Genomic DNA, 14251 nt, shown 5'->3' on the forward strand with positions numbered 1-14251 from the left:
GATGCCGTCCGCAGCACCCGGCCAACCCGTCGAGCTCTCGAACGCTGTCCTATCCCCAGCCACCTGGCAGGCGCGCCGCGCCGAGCACGAGTCGCGCGTCGAGGATCTCGTCGGGCCTTACCTGCGGTCGAGGGCGCAGGGCGAGAAGCACCCCGTCCTCGACTTCTTGTTCACCTACTACTCGGCACGCCCGTCGCACATACGCCGCTGGCACCCGGGGTACGGCGTTGTGTTGGCGTCGCCGGGCACGGCGGGCGGCCGCGACCTCGCGCGCGTCCTCGACGAACTGTCGACGCTGCGGGGCTACACCCGCACCCGCGACGGAGGCGTGACCGTCGACCCCGCGTTCCTGGACGAACGTCGCGGTGCGCTTCTCGCCACCTGCGCACTGCTCGACGCCACTGCATCCCGCCCCGCACGCCTGGGATGCTTCGGTCTGCACGAGTGGGCGATGGTCTATCGCACCGACGCTCCCCGACATTCGGTCCCGCTGCGTCTCGGACCCGCGGCGACCGACGCCGTCGTCGAATCGATGCCGTTGCGGTGCACACATTTCGACGCCTTTCGTTTCTTCACCGACGCTGCTCGTCCACGCAATGAGTCGACGTTGACGCGGCGCACACAGATCGACCACGAACAACCCGGCTGTCTGCACGCGACCATGGATCTGTACCGCGCATGCATCACTCTGGCGCCACTCATTCCCGCGGAGTTGACGCTGGACGCGTTCGAGCTCGCTCTCACCGCCCGTGAGCTCGACATGCGGGCGAGTCCCTACGATCTGCGCGACCTCGGATATCTGCCCGTCGAGATCGAGACGGCCGCGGGACGCGCCGAGTATGTCCGCGAGCAGTCGGCCATCGCCGATCGCGGCGTCGAGCTGCGCGGCACGCTGCGTTCTTACCTCGGCGCGCTGCTCGACGCCTGCTGACGACGCCATTTACCCCGCGGGTAACATGGAGCGCGTTCACGATCGCCCCTGTTGTCCCGATGAGGGCTGATGACGTGCGCGGATTCGACATCGAAAGCCGCAGCGCCACCGGCTTCCGGGCCACCGGAGAAGGAAGGCTCTTATGTCGGACCAGACCCCTGCCGTTGACTCCACCGCCCGCACGAATGTGGAGGGCCTTCAGGTCGCCACCGTCCTCTACGACTTCATCAACAACGAGGCGCTTCCGGGCACCGGTGTCGACAAGGACACCTTCTGGAAGGGCGCCGCCGCCGTCATCAACGATCTCGCGCCTCGCAACCGTGAGCTGCTCGCAGTGCGTGACGACCTCCAGAGCAAGGTCGACGCGTGGCACCGCGACCACAAGGGCGTCGACTTCTCCGATCCCGCGGTGTTCGGCGAGTACAAGCAGTTCCTCACCGACATCGGCTACCTCGCCGAGGTGCCCGAAGACTTCCAGATCGGCACCACCAACGTCGACCGCGAGATCTCCGACACCGCCGGACCTCAGCTCGTCGTGCCGATCCTGAACGCGCGATTCGCACTCAACGCGTCGAACGCGCGCTGGGGCTCCCTCTACGACGCCCTCTACGGCACCGACGTCATCAGCGACGAGGGCGGCGCTGAGAAGGGCAAGGGCTACAACAAGGTTCGCGGCGACAAGGTCATCGCGTACGCAAAGGGCTTCTTGGACAAGGCTGTTCCGCTCGAGCAGTGCAGCTACACCGACGTCACCAAGATCGCCGTCGTCGACGGCGCGGTGCAGGTGACGCTCGCCGACGGCACGACGTCGACCCTCGCCGACCCCTCCGCGTTCGCGGGCTACACCGGCGATGCCGCCTCCCCCGCGTCGGTCCTGTTGCGCCACAACGGCTTGTACCTCGACATCGAGATCGACCCGACGTCGCCGATCGGGCAGACCGATCCGGCAGGCATCAAGGATGTCGTGATGGAGTCGGCGATCACCACGATCATGGACTTCGAGGACTCGGTCGCCGCGGTCGACGCCGACGACAAGGTGCTCGGCTACCGCAACTGGCTCGGACTCAACAAGGGCGACCTGTCCGAAGAGGTCAGCAAGGGCGGCAAGACGTTCACCCGCGTGCTCAACCCCAACCGGACCTACACCGCACCCGACGGCACGGGCTTCGACCTGCACGGTCGTTCGCTGCTGTTCGTGCGCAACGTCGGTCACCTCATGACCAACCCCGCCGTTCTCGACGCCGAGGGCAACGAGGTTCCCGAGGGCATCCTCGACGCTCTGGTCACCTCGCTCGCGGGCATTCACGGATTGAGCGACGACGGCCTGCAGAACTCGCGCACGGGATCGATCTACATCGTCAAGCCCAAGATGCACGGACCCGTCGAGGCCGCATTCACCGTCGAGCTGTTCGGCCGAGTGGAGAAGGTCCTCGGCCTGCCGGAGAACACCCTCAAGGTCGGCATCATGGACGAGGAGCGCCGCACCTCGGTGAACCTCAAGGCGTCGATCAAGGCAGCAGAAGACCGAGTGGTGTTCATCAACACCGGCTTCCTCGACCGCACCGGCGACGAGATCCACACCTCCATGGAGGCGGGTGCGATGATCCGCAAGGGCGAGATGAAGAAGGCCAAGTGGATGGTCACCTACGAGGACTCCAACGTCGATACCGGCCTGCACGCCGGACTTCAGCACAAGGCGCAGATCGGTAAGGGCATGTGGGCCATGACCGATCTGATGGCCGACATGGTCGAGCAGAAGATCGCACAGCCCGAGGCGGGCGCGAGCACCGCATGGGTGCCCTCGCCCACCGGCGCAACGCTGCACGCGATGCACTACCACCTTGTCGATGTGTTCGAGCGCCAGGACGAGATCGCCAAGCGCGACCCGGCATCGGTCGACGACATCCTGACCATTCCGCTCGCACCGAAGACCGACTGGTCCGACGCGGAGAAGAAGGAAGAGCTCGATAACAACTGCCAGTCGATCCTCGGTTACGTGGTGCGCTGGATCGACCATGGCGTCGGCTGTTCCAAGGTTCCCGACATCCACGACGTCGCGCTCATGGAGGACCGCGCAACGCTGCGCATCTCCAGCCAGCTCCTCGCCAACTGGATTCATCACGGGATCGTCACCGCCGACGACGTCGTCGCTGCGCTCGAGCGGATGGCCCCGGTGGTCGATCGACAGAACGCAGACGATCCGACCTACTCGCCGATGGCTCCGGATTTCGACACGAATATCGCATTCCAGGCCGCCAAGGAACTTATCCTCGAGGGGGCGAAGCAGCCGAGCGGCTACACCGAGCCGATCCTGCATCGCAAGCGCCGCGAGTACAAGGCTGCCGCGGCCAAGGCGTGAGCACGCGTGAGGTCCCGGACGGGCGCCCTGTCCGTCCGGGACTTCGCACGCGACAACGGAGGCGGTAGTGGCGCATCATCGGGTGACCGGTGGCGGAAACGGAATCAGGCAGCGGGGGGTCAGTCGCGGGCTGGTGTTCGTGCTTCTAGCCCTCGTGCTGATCGCCGCCGTGATCGTGGCATGGCAGCAACTCGGCGACCATCTGGACAAGCAGGCTGATTCTGCCGCCGCCTCATGCATCGAGGGGCCTGCGACCGTCGATGTCGTGGCCGACGCCGACGTCGCTCCGGCACTGATTGCGATCGCCCGCGAGTTCGGTGCGAGCAAACCCGTCGTTCGCGACCACTGCATCACCGTCGCCGTGCGTGCGGGCGACGCGAAGACCACCCTGGACGGGCTGGCCGGAAACTGGGACGCCGCGTCGATGGGAGCGTTTCCCGCCGCGTGGATTCCGCAGTCGTCGGTGTGGGCTGCCGAGTTGGCGCAGGCGAAGCCGTCGGCGCTCGAGGGAACACCGACATCGTTGGTGACCTCGCCTGTCGTGCTCGCGACGTCTGCTGAGCTGGGCAGCAAGATCGACGGCAAGATCGATTGGGGCCAGGTCCCCACGCTGCAGCAACGTGACGGCAGCCTCCGCGACTTCGACATGACCGGCTGGGGTTCGCTGCGCATGGCGATGCCGCTCGGCGCGCAGTCCGATGCCTCCTCGCTTGCCGCGCAGGCGGTAGCCATGCGTGTCATGCGTACCACCGGACCGCTCACCAACGACGACGCCTCATCTGACCGAGTCGCGTCGAGTGTCGGGGCGATGCTCGACGGCGCGCCGCAATCACCCGACGGCAGCCCCGTCGGAGCGGCGACGGTCATGCGCGACGCGTCCGACGCGAAAACCTCGCCCATCCACGCTGTTCCGATCACCGAGCAGCAGCTGTACAAGCTCACCCGCGAGGATTCGACGGCCCGTCTGGCCGAGATCGTGCCGAGCGGCCCGACACCCTTTGCCGACTTCCCGATCGTCCGGCTCGCCGGTGATCAGGTCTCGCCCGTGGCGAGCGCCGCGATCGCAGACTTCTTCCGCTTCGCCCAGGACCAGAAGCACCTGTCGTTACTGACGTCGCAGGGATTCCGCGGCAACGCACCGCTACCGCCCGCGACGAAAACCGTCGGATTCCCGATCACCAAGGAGCCGATGCCGCAGCCTGAGAACTCGGCCATCGTGACGATCAACAAACTCGTCTACGGTCGCGACTTCGGCCCCTCCGCCTGAACCGGAACGCTCAGTCCGCGAACGCCTCGATCGGCGGGCACGAGCAGACGAGGTTGCGGTCTCCGTAGGTGCCGTCGATACGACGCACCGCCGGGAAGACCTTCGCCCGCGCACCCGCGGACGGCAATCCCTGGGGATAGACCGCTTCTTCACGCGAGTAGGCGTGATCCCATTCGGCGACAAGGCATTCCGCGGTGTGCGGTGCTCCGCGCAGCGGGTTGTCGTCGACGGTCCAGGTGCCGTTGCCCACCTTGTCGATCTCGGCACGAATGGCGATCATCGCGTCGCAGAAGGCGTCGATCTCGTCGAGATTCTCGCTCTCGGTCGGCTCGACCATCAGGGTTCCCGCCACCGGGAAGCTCATCGTCGGCGCGTGGAAACCGTAGTCGGCCAATCGCTTTGCGACGTCGTCGACGGTCACTCCGGTTTCCTTCGTCAGCCCGCGAAGATCCAGGATGCACTCGTGTGCGACCCATCCACCGTCGCCGGTGTAGAGCACCGGGTAGTGATCGCCGAGGCGTCGTGCGATGTAGTTGGCCGACGCGATCGCGGTCAGGGTGGCGCGACGCAGCCCGTCGGCACCCATCATGGCGATATACGCGTAGGTGATCGGGAGGATCGACGCCGATCCGTACGGCGCCGCCGAAATCGTTGCCGCGCCAGGCAGTTCGTCGGCGAGCGGATGTCCGGGCAGGAACGGCGCCAGGTGTGAGCGCACCGCGATCGGCCCGACGCCGGGACCACCACCGCCGTGCGGGATGCAGAAGGTCTTGTGCAGATTCAGGTGACTGACGTCGCCGCCGAACCGGCCGGGGCGCGCAACGCCGACCAGCGCGTTGAGGTTTGCGCCGTCGATGTAGACCTGACCGCCGGCGTCGTGGACCGCTGCGCAGATGTCGCGGATGTCGTGCTCGAACACACCGTGCGTCGACGGGTAGGTGATCATGATCGCGGCCAGCGACTCGCCATGTGCGTCGATCTTGGCGCGCAGGTCATCGACGTCGACATCGCCGTTCTCGCGGCACGCGACGACGACGACGCGCATGCCCGCCATGACCGCGGACGCCGCGTTGGTGCCGTGCGCGCTCGACGGGATCAAGCAGATGTCACGAGCGGCGTCGTCCCGGCTGAGGTGATACTGGCGGATCGCGAGTAGTCCGGCGAACTCACCCTGCGAGCCCGCGTTCGGCTGAAGGCTGACCCTGTCGTAGCCGGTGATCGTCACCAGCCACTGCTCGAGGTCGGCGATCAATTCGCGAATGCCCGCGCCGTCGCTGTCCGGCGCGAACGGGTGCAGCCGGGTGAATTCGGGCCAGGTGATGGGCTCCATCTCGGTGGTGGCATTGAGCTTCATGGTGCACGACCCGAGTGGGATCATGCTGCGGTCGAGCGCGATGTCCTTGTCCGACAGGGCGCGGAGGTAACGCAACATCGACGTCTCGGTGCGGAACCGGTTGAATGCCGGATGAGTGAGGAACTCACTCGTCCGCGTCTCGACCGACTGCGCGAAGCTGCGCGGCGTCACGCCTGCCACCTCGAACACCTCGAGGACCCGGTCGATGTCTGCGGCCGAGGTGGTCTCGTCGCACGCGATCGACACCGTGTCGACGTCGACCAAGCGGAGGTTGATTCCGGCGCGGTGGGCATCGGCGACGATCGCGTCTGCGCGGCCGTCCACGCGGACCTGCACCGTGTCGAAGAAGTTCGCGTGTTCGACGCTGAATCCGGCAGCACTCAGACTGTCGGCGAGCGTCGCGGCGTGTGCGTGTACCCGACGTGCGATGGCGCGCAGGCCTTCTGGGCCGTGGTAGGAGGCATACATCGCGGCCACGATTGCCAGCAACACCTGCGCGGTACAGATGTTGCTTGTCGCCTTTTCACGCCTGATGTGCTGCTCACGTGTCTGCAGCGCCAGCCGGTACGCGAGGTTGTCGTCGGCGTCCTTGGAGACACCGACGAGACGCCCGGGGAGCTGACGAGAAAGCTTGGCGCGCACCGACAAGTAGCCTGCATGCGGTCCGCCGAAGCCCATCGGCACGCCGAATCGCTGGGTGGTCCCGAAGCACACATCGGCACCCTGCTCACCGGGCGGCGTGATGAGGGTCAGTGCGAGGAGATCGGCCCCGACCGTCACCAGTGCTCCGGCGTCGTGCGCGGCGTCGATGATCGGCGCGACTTCGAGGATTCGACCCGACGCTCCCGGCGTCTGCAGGATGACACCGAAATAGTCGCCGTCTGGCAGCCCACACCCCGGCAGCCCCGGATTCAGCGTCGCCTCGACAACCTCGATACCGAGCGGCAGTGCACGAGTGTCGATGACGGCCCTGGTCTGCGGGAAGAGATCGGAGTCGACGACGAGCCGATTCGACTTCGACTTTCCGGCACGCCGCATGAGCGTCATGGCTTCGGCGGCAGCGGTGGCCTCGTCGAGCATCGACGCGTTCGCCACCTCCATGGCCGTGAGGTCGGAGACCATCGTCTGGAAGTTCAGCAGCGCTTCGAGCCTGCCCTGGCTGATCTCCGGCTGGTACGGCGTGTACGCGGTGTACCAGGCCGGATTCTCGACGACGTTGCGCAGGATGACGCCGGGAGTGATCGTGTCGTAGTAGCCGAGACCGATCATCGACCGGTTGACGGTGTTCTTCGATGCCAGCGCCGACAGTCGCTCGAGCGCCTCCTGCTCGGTCAGTGGGGCGTCGAGTGCCGACAGCCCGTTGTCCGACGGATCGTCGAGGATCAGAGAGGGCACGACCTGCTGAGCGAGGTCGTCGAGTGACTCGACTCCGAGGAGCGCGAGGATTCTTGCGGTCTCGTCTGCGTCCGGCCCGACGTGGCGGTCGACGAAGGCAGCGGATGTGAACTCGGAGCCGCGGATCTCGGGGGTCGAGGCATCGACGGATGTCATGGGGGTGGAACCTCTCGCGCGCACCGGTCGCACCGGCGGGTCGGCCCTCCCCCTCTGTCATGCCGCGGGGCGGCGCCTGAGAGATTCAGTCATCGTGTCGGCGATGACACGAAAACCTTTCACCGTGGGCGGGTAACGGCTTGGCCGTCACCACTTTCCAGAGACGCCGTCGACAGTACGGTCCGGGTGCCTGAGAGTTTGACGAGGAGGTGTTGCTCCTTCGGCGGCCATTCGAGATGACGCTCTCCCGTACTGCAGCGACGCGTTGTTCAGTCTACCCGTACGCTCATCCGGTTCGGCGGGTGCGGTTCTTGCGACGCGCTGCGAGTTCGTCCTCGGGGGCCGACTCGGTGACTCCACCGTCGGCTCGCTCGCCGGGGAAATCGGCGATGGCACCGGTCAGCTCGCGCATGGCACCGTTCACCGCGATACCGAACACTCCCTGTCCGCCCTGCAGCAGGTCGACGACCTCTTCGGCCGACGTGCACTCATAGACGGTGGTGCCGTCGGAGAACAGGGTGATTCCGGCGAGGTCCTCGACGCCGCGCTGGCGCAGGTGATCGACGGCGACCCGGATGTTCTGCAGCGAGATCCCGGTGTCGAGCAGACGCTTGACGATCTTGAGGACCAGGATGTCCTTGAAGGAGTACAAACGCTGACTACCCGAACCTGCCGCACCGCGGATGGACGGCACGACGAGTGATGTGCGTGCCCAGTAGTCGAGTTGTCGGTAGGTGATCCCTGCGATCTGGCATGCGCTCGGCACCCGGTAGCCGACGAGTTCGTCGGGGACGGTGTCGTTGGGGAAGAGTCCCGGCGCGATGTCGTCGAGGCTGCCCTGCGTTGCCCGGCGACGTGGGGTCGGGTCGTCCGCCGGATGCTCGGCTTCCACGCCGACGTTGCCGTCGGTCGTCGTCTCGCTGTCTGACGGCTGACCTTCGTCACCGTCGAACGGCACATCGCCCACTGCAGACTCCCTCGCCACGCTCGGATCGGACCGGTGCGGACCTGCAACCACGATACGCCGCCGAACCCGATCTGCTCTCTCTCGTCGGGTGTGTCCCCGACGATCACGTGCGTGACGGTATGTCGCGGCCGTGCGTCGAATCAATGCGACGCGCCCTAAGACTCAACCTCAACTTGAGATCGAGATGAACGGTGATCTACGGGATACGCAACCGTGACGTGTCGCTGCGGGAGTGTCAGGCTCCGCCGCTGGCCTTGAAGTCGTCGGGCGAGACGTTGTCGAGAAATTCGCGGAACTTCTCCACCTCGTCCTCTTTCGCCTCGGGGCCGTCTTCGGAGTCTTCGTCGGGGATCAACAGACCTGCCTCGGCGAGGACTTCCTCGTCGGCGATGATCGGCACTTCTGCGCGCATCGCGACCGCGATCGAATCCGACGGTCGGGCCGACACCCGCACATCGCCCGAGAAGACCATCTCGGCGTAGAAGGTGCCCTCTTGCATGTCGACGATGCGCACCTCGACGAGTGTCTGACCGAACTCTTCGATGAGATTCACGATCAGGTCATGGGTGAGCGGCCGCGGCGGCTCGATCCCTTTTTGGCGCAAGGCGATCGACGCCGCCTCGCTCTGCCCGATCCAGATGGGCAGGTAGCGCTCGCCGTCGACTTCGCGCAGCAGCAGAACCGGCTGACTCTGCGGCGGCTCGACCCGAATGCCCACCACACGCATCTCGCTCATCTCGCACCTCCCGCGCCGTCAATAATTGCCATCGACGCTACACCGACTGGACCCGCTGCGGCGTCGTGGCGAGATACACGGCTCCGGCGAGCCGTGCCGCTTTCGTCAAGAAGAACGTCAATCAAGCACGCCACGCACGGCCTGCTTGACCAGTTGCGTGTGCAGGGTCACCGACAACGCGGCGATTTCGCGAATGAGTTCTTCGGCGCGGTCGCGGGCGCCGGTGCCTTTGCCCTTCGCGATCGGGTTGGCAATCTGCGCGACGAGTCCCGCCTCACGATCCGCGGAGACCTTGAACGCGCGCAGATGCCTGGTTTCCACGCCGTAATTGGCGAGGGCGGCGGCGGCTTCGACGAGCCGCACCGCGTCCTCGTCGAAGAATCCCGCGGGCCCGGATGTCAATAGACCGTTGCGCTGGAGTTCGGTCACGAACGCCGAATCGACTCCGGTTCGCTCGATGAGGGTCTCGCGGGAGACCCGACCACCACGCGCCGAGAAGTCGGTGGCCGGTGCGACGACGCTGCGCGCCGTCGACAACACCGGTGTGCCACCTGCGCCGAATCCCCCGTCACCGTGGTCGATGGCGTCGAGTTGCTCTTTGATGACCTTGAGCGGCAGGTAGCGATCGCGCTGTGCCGTGAGCACGAAACGCAGGCGCTCACAGTCGGACTGACTGAATCGCCGGTAGCCCGACGGGGCGCGTTCTGGCGTGACAAGCCCTTCGGCTTCGAGGAAACGGATCTTTGAGATCGTCACATCGGGAAAATCCTCGCGCAGCAGCGCGAGGACCGACCCGATGGACATCGATCCTCCGCCGCGCGCGTCCGCAGTCGAGGCCGGCACGGTGTCAGGCGCCGGAACCGTCGCGCGGACCACTCAGGAAGACCAACCGGAACTTACCGATCTGGACCTCGTCACCGTTGCTGAGAGTTGCGCTGTCGACAGGCTCGCGATTGACGTAGGTGCCGTTGAGGCTGCCCACGTCGACAACCTGGAACTCGTTGTCCCCCAACCGGAATTCAGCATGTCGTCGGCTCACTGTGACGTCGTCGAGGAAGATGTCGCTGTCGGGGTGCCGACCTGCCGATGTCGTCGGCTGATCGAGCAGGAAGCGCGAACCGGCGTTCGGGCCACGCTTCACGACGAGCAATGCGGTACCGGGCGACAGCCGCTCGACCCCTGTGTCGGCCGGCTCGCTCGAGGTCGCCGCGCCCGCGTCGAGTTCGTTGATGAACTCTTCACGGAACACCGATGTGGTTTCCACCGGCGCCTCGTAGCCGTTGTCGTTATCGCTCACCGCTTCTCCTTCGTCCTCATCCGTTCGTCACCTTGAGTGCACTCACCGTCGGCGTCCGCGCTCACGCGCTGCGAGGTCTCGCACCAGGCCACCCGACGCCGCGGATGCGACGTCGATTTCCGTTGGCTAAACCGTACCGCCTGTGCCGAACGCAACCACGTGCGACTCGGCCACGACAACGACGATCATACTTTCCCGTGCCCTGGGAATGGTCAGCCTTCGATCACGGCCCGGTAGCCATCTGCATCGAGCATGTCGGCCAGTTGAGCGTCGAGGACCGATGCATCGTCGAGGCTGATCTCGACGAGCCAGCCCGAGTCGTACGGCTCCGAGTTGACGAGGTCGGGCGACGAATCGAGCTCGTCGTTGACCTGTGAGATCGTCCCGTTGAGCGGTCCGAAGATGTCGGAGACACTCTTGGTCGATTCGACCTCGGCAAACGACTCGCCCACCTCGACCTCGCTGTCGATCTCCGGCAGCTGCACGAAGACGACGTCGCCGAGCTGTCCCTGCGCGTAGTCGGTGATCCCCACTCGAACCGTGGTCGGACCGACCTTGCGCACCCACTCGTGTTCGGGGGTGTAGCTCAGTTCAGCCGGCACATTGGTATCGGTCACGTCGACCCCTTTCTAGTCCTCCGAGACTTTAGGCCATGTCCCTGCCGGTCGGCACGCCAGCACGCGGCATCTTCGTGACCACCGCAATCGTCTGCGCCCAGTACAGCAGAAATGACCACACATACAGCGCGACGCCCCATATCAGGAACGCCCAACCGATCGGGTAACAGATCGTGCCGATCACCGAATCCAATTGTCCCGCAAGCAACCACGGGAACGCACTCATCAATGCGAATGTCGCTGCCTTGCCGATGTAGAGCACCGGTAAAGCCAGCAGTCCCCTGCTCCGCAACAGCGGACCGGACGCGAACAGCAGCACATCACGCGCCACGATGATGCCGATGATCCACCACGGGATGATCCCCCTGATCGCAAAGGCGACCGGAATGATCACGATGTAGAGCCGGTCGGCCAGCGGATCGAGCAGTTCACCGAGCCGCGACGACTGGTTGAGCAGGCGAGCCAGCTTGCCGTCGGCCCAATCGGTGAAACCCGACAACATGAGTACCCAGAACGCCCAGGCATCGGCCTTGACGTCGAGCAGCAGCCACAGGAACACCGGGATCAGCGCCAGACGCAGCACGCTCAGCGCGTTGGGCACCGTGACGATCCGCGACGTCGAGCTCACGGAATCGGCGTGGTCGTCCACGTCAGCGGAAGATGCCGATGACGCCCTGCAGGGTCTTGGCCCCGCCCGACGCGAACAGGTTGTCGTGCACCATGTAGGTCCACGTCGTCGTCGATCGGTGGAGGTCGGCGGAACCGAGGTCGACGCCGTCCGCGGTGATCGCGACATCACGGAACGTTGCACGCGCATTCTCGACGGCCTCGTTCGGCAGTTCGCCGAACTCGGCGAGGATCAGCCGATGGAACTCGTCGAGCGGACTCTCCTTGCCGATCGCCCGCAAGTGGATGCTCGCGCGGACATCCGAGACGAATGCGAGGTGATCTGCCCAGGCACGGTCGAGGTGGTAGAGCATGATCTCGCGGGCGGCCTGGACGAGAACGTCGCGAGCAACGGGCTCGGTGGGTGTCGCAGGGGTTGGCTCAGCAGCGTCGTCGGCCGTGTCGGCTGTCGTGTCACCGGCATCCTTGTCACCGGTCTCCCCGTCGGCCGTCGCCTTGTCCGCAAGGTCTGCCTTGTCCGCCGGGTCTGCCGACGGGCTCGCGGTCCCGGTCAGCGCGGCGTAGCGCTCCGGCTCGAGCTCGGCGAGTTCCTCGAGCGCGGTGTCGGTCGTGAGCAGCTTCATTCGACGTGCGACGACGATCTCACGCTGCTGATTGACCAGCTTGTTGTATCGCCAGGTGTTGGCGTGGAGCTCGAGCATCACGCCCTCGGCGACGCGCTGGGCCTGCTCGATCAGGTCGATGCCCTTCTGCCCCATCGATCCGTCGGGCTCCGAGGAGACCGGGTCGCGCTTGAACGCGAGGTTCTTGGTGACGACCGGGTCCTCGAGGCTGCTGAAGAACACCGCGGAACCCGGATCTCCCTGACGGCCCGCACGGCCGCGGAGCTGATTGTCGAGTCGTTCGGTGTCGTGACGACCGGTTCCCACCACGCACAGGCCACCGAGTTCGACGACCTCCTCGCGCGCTGCCGGGTCGTCGTCGGAACCGCCGAGTCGGATGTCGGTGCCTCGGCCTGCCATCTGGGTCGACACGGTGACGGCGCCCTTCACGCCCGCCTCGGCGATGATCTTCGCCTCCTCGACGTCGTTCTTCGCGTTGAGGACGACGCTCGGAACTCCTGCCTTCTCGAGGAAGTAGGCGAGCTCTTCCGACTCGGCGACGTCGTGGGTTCCGATGAGCACCGGCTGCCCGGTCTCGTGGATCTCCTTGACGTAGTCGACCACTGCCTCGACCTTGTTGGCCTTCGTGTCGTACACACGATCGGGAAGGTCGGTGCGGATGTTGGCGGTGTTCGGCGGGATCTGCGAGACGCGCAATTCGTAGAACTGGCGCAACTGCTCGCCCGCGGCGAGCGCTGTACCGGTCATGCCGCAGACGCGCGGGTAGCGACCGATCAGTGCCTGCACGGTGAGCGTGTCGATGACCTCGCCCGAATCCGTCTGTGCGAGTCCTTCTTTGATCTCCACGGCGGCCTGCACGCCGTCGGGCCAGCGCTGCAGCTGCGCAACGCGACCACGCGAGGCGTTGATGAGATGGACGCCGCCGTCGCGGACGATGTAGTGGACGTCGCGCTCGAGCAGGTAGTGCGCGTGCATCGCGATGTTGACGTGGACGAGTGTGGTGCCCACATGCTCTTCGTCGTAGAGGTTGATGCTGCCGAGTTCCTCTTCGACGAAGGCTGCGCCCTCGTCGGTGAGGGTCACGTTTCGGCCTTCGGCGTCGATGTCGTAGTGCTTGTTCTTCAGCCGCCCGACGACCTCGTGGATCGCCTGGTCGGGAACCTCGGCCTCGGTCGAGCCTGCGAGCACCAGCGGGATCAGCGCCTCGTCGACCAGCACGGAGTCTGCCTCGTCGATGATCGCGACGTCGGGCGTCGGCGAAACCAGATCGTCCTCTGACTGTGCGAGCTGGTCGCGCAGCACGTCGAACCCGATCTCGTTGACCGATCCGTAGGTGATGTCGCCCGCGTAGGCCCGCTTGCGTTCCTCGCGGGTCGAGTTCTCCGACACCGCGCCCGCGACGATCCCGAACGAATCGAAGAGCGGTTTCATCCACTCCGCGTCACGAGTGGCCAGGTAGTCATTGACCGAGATGACGTGCACCTGATGGCCGTCGAGGACATAACCGACGGCAGCGATCGCGCCCGCGAGGGTCTTGCCCTCGCCGGTACCCATCTCGATGACGTCGCCCTCGAGAAGGCGAAGCGCGCCCTGGAGCTGGACGTCGAACGGCCTCAGACCCAGCGTGCGGTCGGCGGCCTCCCGGGCCAGCGCAAGGAACTTGGCTCGGTCCTTCTCGTCGGCGCTGATCTCGAGTTTCTCGGCCTCGTCACGGAAGTGCTCGGTGTCCAAGCCCGAGGCCCAGTCGGTGTAGTTGTCCGCCTCTTTGATCAACCCGACCGACTTGGACTGGTTACGTGAGGACTGGGCTCCCAGCAGCCGCCACATGCTGTTCGTCAGCTTTCCCACCGAACGATTCTCCTACCTCGTCGTTTCATCCGAACTCCGACGTCACGGCCCGGATCGACAACCACGGTACGCGG

General features: G+C 65.6%; 11 protein-coding genes and 1 riboswitch. Of the genes, 3 read left to right on the top strand and 8 right to left on the bottom strand.

Annotation, left to right across the window (positions count from 1 at the left end):
* The first annotated feature begins 1 nt into the window (after nt 1).
* The 3 genes from ACRVY7_RS13805 to ACRVY7_RS13815 all read left to right on the top strand — a co-directional run bounded on the left by ACRVY7_RS13805 (nt 2) and on the right by ACRVY7_RS13815 (nt 4557).
* Complete coding sequence (locus ACRVY7_RS13805; RefSeq protein ID WP_431817450.1) at nt 2–931, top strand: 3-methyladenine DNA glycosylase; 930 nt, start codon at nt 2–4, stop codon at nt 929–931.
* 142 nt (nt 932–1073) lie between these two features.
* On the top strand, nt 1074–3290 hold the full coding sequence (locus tag ACRVY7_RS13810; protein ID WP_431817451.1) for a malate synthase G: 2217 nt from the start codon (nt 1074–1076) through the stop codon (nt 3288–3290).
* A 67-nt stretch (nt 3291–3357) separates the two neighbouring features.
* Nucleotides 3358–4557 carry a substrate-binding domain-containing protein gene (locus ACRVY7_RS13815; protein ID WP_431817452.1) on the top strand — a complete coding sequence of 400 codons (1200 nt, stop codon included), beginning with the start codon at nt 3358–3360 and terminating at the stop codon, nt 4555–4557.
* Nucleotides 4558–4567: 10 nt separating this feature from the next.
* On the opposite strand, the gene gcvP is transcribed toward ACRVY7_RS13815, so the two are convergent.
* The 8 genes from gcvP to secA2 all read right to left on the bottom strand — a co-directional run bounded on the left by gcvP (nt 4568) and on the right by secA2 (nt 14177).
* Nucleotides 4568–7462: an aminomethyl-transferring glycine dehydrogenase gene (gene gcvP, locus ACRVY7_RS13820; RefSeq protein ID WP_431817453.1), complete on the bottom strand. Its 2895-nt coding sequence runs from the start codon at nt 7460–7462 to the stop codon at nt 4568–4570.
* Between the two features lie 168 nt (nt 7463–7630).
* Nucleotides 7631–7722, bottom strand: a riboswitch (glycine riboswitch).
* A gap of 26 nt (nt 7723–7748) precedes the next feature.
* The gene (locus tag ACRVY7_RS13825) at nt 7749–8354 is read right to left on the bottom strand and encodes a MerR family transcriptional regulator (protein WP_049700756.1); all 606 of its coding nucleotides are present in this window, start codon (nt 8352–8354) and stop codon (nt 7749–7751) included.
* Between the two features lie 310 nt (nt 8355–8664).
* Nucleotides 8665–9165, bottom strand: a complete 501-nt coding sequence (locus tag ACRVY7_RS13830; RefSeq protein ID WP_049700692.1) for a bifunctional nuclease family protein — start codon at nt 9163–9165, stop codon at nt 8665–8667.
* Nucleotides 9166–9282: 117 nt separating this feature from the next.
* Nucleotides 9283–9969, bottom strand: a complete 687-nt coding sequence (gene ftsR, locus ACRVY7_RS13835; protein ID WP_005206868.1) for a transcriptional regulator FtsR — start codon at nt 9967–9969, stop codon at nt 9283–9285.
* 43 nt (nt 9970–10012) lie between these two features.
* On the bottom strand, nt 10013–10462 hold the full coding sequence (gene garA, locus ACRVY7_RS13840; RefSeq protein WP_049700693.1) for a glycogen accumulation regulator GarA: 450 nt from the start codon (nt 10460–10462) through the stop codon (nt 10013–10015).
* A gap of 212 nt (nt 10463–10674) precedes the next feature.
* The gene (gene gcvH / locus ACRVY7_RS13845) at nt 10675–11079 is read right to left on the bottom strand and encodes a glycine cleavage system protein GcvH (protein ID WP_049700694.1); all 405 of its coding nucleotides are present in this window, start codon (nt 11077–11079) and stop codon (nt 10675–10677) included.
* Nucleotides 11080–11107: 28 nt separating this feature from the next.
* Nucleotides 11108–11728, bottom strand: a complete 621-nt coding sequence (locus ACRVY7_RS13850; protein WP_431817454.1) for a CDP-alcohol phosphatidyltransferase family protein — start codon at nt 11726–11728, stop codon at nt 11108–11110.
* Between the two features lies 1 nt (nt 11729).
* Complete coding sequence (gene secA2 / locus ACRVY7_RS13855) at nt 11730–14177, bottom strand: accessory Sec system translocase SecA2 (protein WP_431817455.1); 2448 nt, start codon at nt 14175–14177, stop codon at nt 11730–11732.
* Nucleotides 14178–14251: the final 74 nt, after the last annotated feature.

Origin of the sequence: Gordonia jacobaea (genome assembly GCF_965344965.1) — a bacterium.
GTDB lineage: Bacteria > Actinomycetota > Actinomycetes > Mycobacteriales > Mycobacteriaceae > Gordonia > Gordonia jacobaea.

What these genes read in the sequence shown, in the direction of transcription:
- ACRVY7_RS13805 (WP_431817450.1), top strand. Translation starts at nt 2, where the DNA reads ATGCCGTCCGCAGCACCCGGCCAACCCGTCGAGCTCTCGAACGCTGTC.
- ACRVY7_RS13810 (WP_431817451.1), top strand. Translation starts at nt 1,074, where the DNA reads ATGTCGGACCAGACCCCTGCCGTTGACTCCACCGCCCGCACGAATGTG.
- gcvP (WP_431817453.1), bottom strand. Translation starts at nt 7,462, where the DNA reads ATGACATCCGTCGATGCCTCGACCCCCGAGATCCGCGGCTCCGAGTTC.
- ACRVY7_RS13830 (WP_049700692.1), bottom strand. Translation starts at nt 9,165, where the DNA reads ATGAGCGAGATGCGTGTGGTGGGCATTCGGGTCGAGCCGCCGCAGAGT.
- ftsR (WP_005206868.1), bottom strand. Translation starts at nt 9,969, where the DNA reads ATGTCCATCGGGTCGGTCCTCGCGCTGCTGCGCGAGGATTTTCCCGAT.